The following is a 7,084-nucleotide window of genomic DNA, read 5'->3' on the forward strand; positions in this document are numbered from 1 at the left end:
GGAGGAGAGATCCTCCGGGCCCGCCCCTTCGCACGGTCGGCAGCTGCTCACACCTCGTGGGCCTGCGCCAGCATCCGGTCGACGACGCGCGCCGCCGCGTGCCCGTCGTCCAGGTCGCAGAACAGCCGCCGGAACCGCTGCGAGCGCTCCCGGTGCGCGGCCGCCACCGCGTCGATGTCCCGCACCGCCGACACCAGCTCCCGCGAGGTGCGGATCAGCGGCCCCGGCGCGTCCGCCTCGAAGTCGAAGTAGAAGCCGCGCAGCGTGTCCCGGTAGTGCTCCAGGTCGTACGTGAAGAACAGCATCGGGCGGCCCAGGTGCGCGTAGTCGAACATCACGGACGAGTAGTCGGTGATCAGCAGGTCCGCCGCCAGGTAGAGGTCCGCGATGTCGGGGTACTCCGACACGTCGACGACGAAGCCGTCGCCCGCGCCCGGCACCTGGTCCACCACGTTCGAGTGACGCCGGACCAGCAGCACGTGGTCCGCGCCGAGCCGCCGCCTCGCGTCGTCGACGTCGATCCGCAGCGAGAACTTGAACTGGCCGCGCCGGTGCGCCAGATCGTCCCGCCACGTCGGCGCGTACAGGACGGCCTTCTTGTCGGGCGGCACCCCGAGCCGCTTCCTGATCTCCGCCGCGCGCTGCTCCCGGTCGGGCGCGTACAGGTAGTCGTTGCGCGGGTAGCCGGTCTCCAGGATCTCGCCGGTGTAGCCCATGGCCCGCTCCAGGATCGGGGTGCTGAAGCGGTTGGCCGAGACGAGCAGGCTCCAGTTGCGGGACTCCTGGCGCAGCCGCTCGTGGTACTCGGGGTCGAACTTCGGGGCCTCGATGTCCAGGCCGATCTTCTTCAGCATCGTGCCGTGCCAGGTCTGCAGCACGACCTGGCCGGGGCGCCGCTCCAGCCAGTGCGGCAGGTGCGCGTTGGTGACGATGTAGCGGGAGCGGGCCAGGGCCTCGTACCACTCGGTGCCCCAGAACCTGATCTTCCGTGCGGTGGGCGGCAGTTCGACCTGCCCGTCGCGGACCAGCCACAGGTGCTCGACGTCCGTGCCCCGGCGCAGGAGTTCCTCGTGGAGGGCGCGCGGGCTGTCCGAGTACTGCTTGCCGTTGTAGCTGATGTAGAGGACGGCGTCGCGCAGCGGCTCGCTCCGGCCGGCCCCGTAGACGTCCCGCCGCAGCCGTTCCTGGCGGTACGGGCCCCGTTCCAGCACGGTGAGGTCGGAGGGGCAGTCGAGCTGCGGGAAGTCGTGCCAGCGGGCCTCGAAGGCGTACCGGCGGCCGGCGTGCGTGCCGTGGACGGGGAAGCGGGGGACGGCGAGCCGGTCGATGGTGAACGGGATGTCCGTGACGCCGCCGCGCGCTTCGGGATCCGGGCGGCGCAGGAAGAAGTTCCAACGGCCGCTCCTGAGCGGGAGCCTGCCGTCCGGCCCGGACATCGTCGCCGGGGTGAACTCGGCGCAGAAGGTCCCGTCCGGGAACGCGTCGAGCGGCACCGTCTTCTCGTCGAAGCGGTCCCGCGCCCTCACCACCAGCACCGCGCCGTCGAGCCCGGCCGGCGTCGCCCCCTGAAGGAGGTACCGCCCGTCGCTCCAGCGGACGTCGGTGAGCCGCGCCTGCAAGGGCCGGCCGGAGAACTTGAGATAGCCGTTGGCGCCTGCCAGCAGGGCCAGTTCGTGGCGTGGGGCCCGGGCGCCGAGCGAGGCGGGCAGCGGGATCTGGAGGTCCTCGACGCCGTCCCGGACGACGGTGGCGAACCGCCGGTCCGGGCCGTTCGGGGCGGTGAACTCCAGCTCCGTGCTCCAGTCGCGGCGCGCGCCCTGCACGGTGTCGGCGCCGCGCGCGGTGGCGTCCTCCGGGACGCTCCCGGGGGCGTCCTCCGCCGGGTCCTGCCGGCCGGGCAGCAGGGCCACGTCCCGGAGCGGCACGTGCACAGTGAACGGGGTGACGCCGTCCACGGCGGGGGACAGGTCCAGCGGGTAGCGGTGGCGTTCGCCGGTGCGGCGGTTGAGGACGGACAGCGCGCCCTGTTCGCCGGGCCGCAGCGGAACCCGTATCGCGCCGGATATCCGCACCCGGTCGCCGTCCGCCGCGAAGCCGGTGACCAGCGCCCTGACCCGCTCCACGCGCAGGTTCAGGCCGCCCTTCACGACGGACGGCACCAGCCGGTACGAGCTGTCGAGCCACTGGTAGGGCGGGTGGCCCGCCCGGGTGGGGCCCTTGGCCTGGACGGCCCGCTTGCGCACCAGGCCGCCCGAGACGATGCCGATGCCGGCCCGCCAGGTGCCCTCCTGCCAGCCGTGCCGGCCGCGCAGCCGGTTCAGGTCCAGGTCGGCCTCCCAGCCGGCCCAGTCGTAGCAGTAGTGCTTCTGCCGGGACAGCGACGTCGCCTCGGGCCGGTACGTGTTGCGCAGCGGGGTCACGATCGTGCGGCGGCTGCCCCGCTTGCGCAGCACGAGGACCTTGAGGGCGCTGTGCCGCGTGGGCTGTTCCATGCGGCTGATCCAGGCGTGCCCCTCCAGACGGAGCCGGCCCGCGCGGAACGAGAGGTCCTGGAGCGGGGCGTGCGGCGTGAGTTCGGGATCGATCCGCCGGGCCCGCCTCGGCAGCGGGGGCGTGAGCGACCGGAGCGCCGGGAACTCGGCGTACTTGCGCAGCAGGCCCCTGATCTCGATGCCGTCGCCGCGCCGCTCGGACCGCAGCTGGTCGAGGAGCTCGGCGAGCGCGTGCCGGCGGACCAGGAGCCACTTGATCCGGGCCGGTGCGGGCAGCGCCATGACGACGGCGGGGTCGACCTGGTCCAGGTAGCCGTTGACGACACGCAGGAACTCGGCGTGGAACGCGCCGTCCGCGTCGGCCAGGACGTTCATGAAGATGCGCAGGTCGCCGGTGAGCACGGTGTGGTCGTACGCGTTCTTCAGTTCGGCGGCGCGCGGGTCCGGGTGGGAGCCGAAGAAGCGGCTCACGGACTCGACGGCGGCGGTGCGGTCGCGGACCGACTTCGGTTCGGTGCGCCGCTGGGTGATGGACGGCGCCGCCTCGCCCTCGCGCAGCCGCCAGTAGTAGGTCGGCTCGCTGATCACGTCGACGGCCCCGGCGAGGAACTGGGCGGGCAGGATCACCGGCACGTCCTCGTAGAGCACGCCCTCGGGGAAGGCGAGCGCGTGCCGCTCCCAGAAGGCGCGCCGGAACACCTTGTTGCACGCGATGCGGTCGTTCAGGAGCCGCCGGTCCCGGGTCACATGGGTGCCGCGCACCGCGCCGCCGGACAGGATGCGGTGCATCGGCGACTGCCACACCTTGGTGCTGTTCACGTGCTGTACGTTGCCCGTCACGAAGTCCGAGCCGCTGGCGTCCAGGCTCGCGATCATCAGCCGGTACGCGTCGGGCGGGACCATGTCGTCGCTGTCGACGAACGCCACGAACTCGGCGGAGCCGGACAGGTGCCGCAGCCCCGTGTTGCGGGCCGCGCCGAGTCCGCCGTTCTCCCTCCTGACCAGGACGAAGCGGGGGTCGCGGGCCGCGTAGGCCGCCGCGATGTCCGCCGAGCCGTCCGGGGACCCGTCGTCGACCATGACGACCTCGATGTCCTCGAAGGTCTGCGCCGCGAGGGAGTCCAGGCACGCGGGCAGGTACCGCTCGACGTCGTAGATCGGCACGACGATGCTGAGGCGGGGAGCCACGGGGACCACTCCTTTCCGTCGGTCGGGCAGGTCAGGCGGTGCCGGTCCGCTCGGCAAGAGCCGCCACCTCGGCCGGGGACGGCGCGCGCCGCCGCTCCTCGTACGGGACGAACGGGAGCAGTTCGCGCTCGCCGAGGAACACCCGGCGCACGACGCGCTCGGCGGCCCGCCCGTCGTCGAACGCGCAGAACCGGCGCCGGAACGCGGCCCGCAGCGCGGTCGCGGCACCGTCGTGCCAGCCGTCGGAGCGCAGCAGCTCCACCAGCGCGTCCTCGCTCCGGACGACGGCGCCCGGCGGCTCGGCGGTCAGGTCGAAGTACGTGCCGCGCACCGCCGAGTACACGTCCCAGTCGTCGGCCAGGATCACGATGGGCCGGTCCAGGAGGGCGTAGTCGAACATCGCCGACGAGTAGTCCGTGATCAGGGCGTCCGCGGCGAGGTACAGCTCCTCGACGCGCGGGTGCGCGGAGACGTCCAGGACGCGGCCGCTCGCCCGCGCCCCGTCGAGCCGTTCGGACCCGGCGTAGAAGTAGTGGCCGCGGACCAGGAGCGTGACGTCGGGCCCGAGTTCGGCGGCGACGCGGGCGAGGTCGAGACGCGGCACGAACTCGCTCTGGTACTCGCGGTGCGTCGGCAGGTGGAGCAGGACGGTCGCGTCGTCGCGCAGGCCCAGCTCCCGGCGCGCCCGGCGGACGTCGGCGGCCGTCGCGTTCACCAGCACGTCGTTGCGCGGGTAGCCGGTCTCCAGGGACGTGTAGGAGGCGGGGTAGACGCGCTCCCAGACGGCCGTGGAGTAGCGGTTGGAGCTGAGGCTGTAGTCCCAGCGGTCGCAGCGGGCCAGGAGCCGGTCGAAGTCCATACGGGTCGACGCGGGGTACTTGCGCTGGTCCAGGCCCATCGTCTTGAGCGGGGTGCCGTGGTGGGTCTGGAGGTGGATCTGGCCGGGGCGCTTCACGACCGCGTCCGCGAAGTTCACGTTGTTGACGAGGTACGTGGCGCGGGCCAGCGCCGACCAGTACGCGCGGGAGCCGACCTCGACGTGCTCCACGCCCCGCGGCACCCGCCCGGCGTGCTCCGCGCGCACCGCCCACACGCGGCGCACGTGCGGGGCGAGCCGGGCGAGTTCGGCGTCGATCGCGGCCGGGTTGCAGGCGACGCCACGGCCCCAGTACGCGGAGAAGACCGCCAGGTTCTCGTCGAGCGGGGCGTGCAGCCGGGCCCGGTAGTACGCGCTCATGGCGCCCCGCCCGGAGTGCCGGGCGGCGCCGCGGGCCCGCCGCCGGACCGAGGCGCGGGCCTTGACCGCGAGGCCCGCCCCGGCGAGGGCGGCGTAGGAACCGCGGGCCAGGAGCGCGTACTTGTAGCGGGCGGACCCCGGGGGCGGGGTGAAGCCGGCGGGGCGGCGGGCCGCGTAGTCGGCGGCGGCGCGGTGGAAGAACTCGGCGCGGGCGTCCGGCGGCAGCCGGCCCGGCCGCTCCAGGATCGTCAGATAGTGGTCGGCCATCTTGCGGAACAGCGCGGGCCGCCAGACGGCGAGGCCGGGCCGCGCGTCGAGGAACGCGAAGAGGCGCTCGTACTGGTCGAACACGTCGAAGTGGCGGCGGCTGACGGTGCCCAGGATGTTGCCGCCCGTGCGGTGCTGGCGGTACTCGACGCAGACGCGGTCCAGCAGGGCGATCCCCCGCGCGGATATCAGCGCGCCGAACGTCCACGGCGCGTCCTCGTAGAAGCCGGGCGGGAAGCGGAGTCCGGCGCGCTCCACGAAGTCCCGGCGGTAGGCCTTGTTCCACACGATCTGCAGGAGGTCCAGCAGCTCGGGCCGGTCGGCGAGGCCCAGCACGGTGCGCGGGTCGGGCAGGCGCAGCAGGTGCGCGAGCTGGTTGCGCCGGCGGCGGCCGTCCCAGTACGTGCGCGCGTAGTCGTAGATCAGCACGTCGGGGTCGGCGGTCTCGGCGAGCCGGTCGGCGACGGCGCGCAGCGACCCCGGGGTGAGCGTGTCGTCGCTGTCGAGGAAGAGGACGTAGTCGCCGCGCGCCCGCTCCAGACCGGCGTTGCGGGCGAGGCCCAGGCCCACGTTCTCCGGCAGGTGGACGGCGCGCACCCGCTCGTCCCGCGCCACGTACGCGTCGAGGAGCTCGCCCGAGCCGTCCGGCGAGCAGTCGTCGACGGCGATCACCTCGAAGTCCGTGAAGTCCTGCCCGAGGACCGAGTCGAGGCATTCGGAAAGATAGGACTGAACACGATAGACCGGAACAACTAGCGTGAATCTGGTCATTCGACAACCCTAAGCCGCTCAACGCGCGCTGCCACGCGCGACGGTGACGGTCGTGACGCACTGGCGATATGACACAGTCGCACACATCGGTCACCACGGAAGGGAGACGCATGGACTGGCTCGTCACGGGCGGGGCCGGATACATCGGCGCGCATGTCGTCCGCGCGCTGCGCGCCGGCGGACAGGACGTCGTCGTCTACGACGACCTGTCGACGGGCCTGCGCGACCGCGTCCCCGGCGACGTGCCCCTGGTGGTCGGCAGCGTCCTGGACGGTCCGCTCCTCGCCGCCACCCTGCGCGAGCACGCCGTCGGCGGGGTCGTGCACATCGCGGGCAAGAAGCGGGTCGCCGAGTCGGTCGAGCGGCCGCTGCACTACTACCGGGAGAACGTCACCGGGCTCCAGGTCCTGCTGGAGTCGATGGCCGGGGCCGGCGTCGACCGCCTCGTCTTCTCCTCGTCGGCCGCGGTCTACGGGATGCCCGACGTCGACCTCGTCACCGAGGACACCGCCTGCCGGCCGATCAGCCCGTACGGCGAGACCAAGCTCGCGGGGGAGTGGCTGATCGCCGCGGCCGCCCGCGCCCACGGACTGCGGGCCGCGTCGCTGCGCTACTTCAACGTCGCGGGCGCCGCCGCCCCGGAGCTCGCCGACACCGGCGTGTTCAACCTGATCCCGATGGTCTTCGAGAAGCTGGAGGCCGGCGCCCCGCCGCTGATCTTCGGCGACGACTACGCCACCCCCGACGGCACCTGCGTGCGCGACTACATTCACGTCGAGGACATCGCCTCCGCGCACCTGGCCGCCGCCCGCCGCCTGGCGGACGCCGCCGAGGGCACCGCGCTCACCCTGAACATCGGCCGCGGCGAGGGCGCTTCCGTGCGCGAGATGGTGGACCGCATCCTCAAGGTCACCGGCCGGGAGTCCGTCTCCGCCGAGGTCACCGCGCGCCGCCCCGGCGATCCCGCCCGGGTCGTGGCCGCCGCCGACCGCATCCGCGCCGAGCTCGGCTGGAGCGCCCGGCACGGCATCGACGAGATGATCGACTCCGCCTGGCGCGGCCGACGGCGCGCGCACGCCTGACGGGACGACGAAAAGGGGGCGGGCCGGCCCGAGCGTCTGCTCGGACC

The 7,084-nt window shown here is 73.3% G+C and carries 3 protein-coding genes; 1 reads left to right on the forward strand and 2 read right to left on the reverse strand.

Annotated features, from left to right (window positions below; all coding sequences use genetic code 11):
- Window positions 1-47: 47 nt before the first annotated feature.
- Entirely contained in the window at window positions 48-3,680 is a 3,633-nt protein-coding gene (locus tag ACFW9D_RS37305) for a CDP-glycerol glycerophosphotransferase family protein (protein WP_384629826.1), read from the reverse strand.
- Window positions 3,681-3,711: 31 nt separating this feature from the next.
- Window positions 3,712-5,955, reverse strand: coding sequence for a CDP-glycerol glycerophosphotransferase family protein (locus ACFW9D_RS37310; protein ID WP_384629828.1), 2,244 nt, complete (start codon window positions 5,953-5,955; stop codon window positions 3,712-3,714).
- A 110-nt stretch (window positions 5,956-6,065) separates the two neighbouring features.
- On the opposite strand from ACFW9D_RS37310, the gene galE reads away from it, so the two are divergent.
- Window positions 6,066-7,037: a UDP-glucose 4-epimerase GalE gene (galE, locus tag ACFW9D_RS37315; RefSeq protein WP_384629830.1), complete on the forward strand. Its 972-nt coding sequence runs from the start codon at window positions 6,066-6,068 to the stop codon at window positions 7,035-7,037.
- Window positions 7,038-7,084: the final 47 nt, after the last annotated feature.

This window comes from Streptomyces sp. NPDC059524 (assembly GCF_042749255.1).
Lineage (GTDB): Bacteria > Actinomycetota > Actinomycetes > Streptomycetales > Streptomycetaceae > Streptomyces > Streptomyces xanthii.